Source organism: Mycobacterium sp. 1165178.9, from assembly GCF_001673555.1.
In the GTDB taxonomy this organism is placed as follows: domain Bacteria; phylum Actinomycetota; class Actinomycetes; order Mycobacteriales; family Mycobacteriaceae; genus Mycobacterium.
This window is the reverse complement of record NZ_LZMB01000030.1, coordinates 1-598: the sequence shown is the minus strand read 5'-3', so window position 1 is coordinate 598 and position 598 is coordinate 1. Positions and strand designations below refer to the sequence as shown.

Genomic DNA, 598 nt, shown 5'->3' with positions numbered 1-598 from the left:
GAAGGCCTTTTCACCGCGCTGCAGGCGATCGCGACGGTGGGTTCGGTGATGGGCGGCGGCGACGGTCCACCGCCGGCCCGCATCGTCCTGCTCTCCGACGGCGGCGAGAACAAACCCTCCAATCCCAGCGATCCGCACGACGGCGTCTACACGGCGGCCCGAGCCGCCAAGGCCGAGGGCGTGCAGATCTCGACGATCTCGTTCGGTACCCCGTACGGCACCGTCGACTACGAGGGCGCCACCACCCTCGGGGAGCTCCAGAAGAGCTATAACGCCATCGAGAACGAGATCGGGTACCGGACCGTGCCCGGGCCGGGTAGCTCCGGCTGGCTGCGCCTCGGCGTGCTGACCGCCCTGATCGCTACGGCACTGGCGCTGCTGATCAACCGGCGCCTGCCCAGCTGAGGACTCAGGCGGGCAGCCTGCGGTTCAGCAGCAGACCGGCCAGGACGGCGCAGGCCATGGCGAAGGCGCCGAGCAGCATCCAGGCCAGGCTCGCGTCGCCCTTCACGGTCCGGTACCCGATCTCGTTCTCGATGGCGTTATAGCTCTTCTGGAGCTCCCCGAGGGTGGTGGCGGTGTAGGACTGCCCGCCGGA

General features: G+C 69.2%; 2 pseudogenes. One reads left to right on the top strand and one right to left on the bottom strand.

Features of this window, described 5'->3' with window-relative positions:
• Positions 1-405 (top strand): annotated as a pseudogene (locus A5652_RS27990) (hypothetical protein); the annotation flags it as partial.
• Between the two features lie 4 nt (positions 406-409).
• Here the strand turns inward: A5652_RS27990 and A5652_RS27985 are convergent.
• Positions 410-598 (bottom strand): annotated as a pseudogene (locus tag A5652_RS27985) (hypothetical protein); the annotation flags it as partial.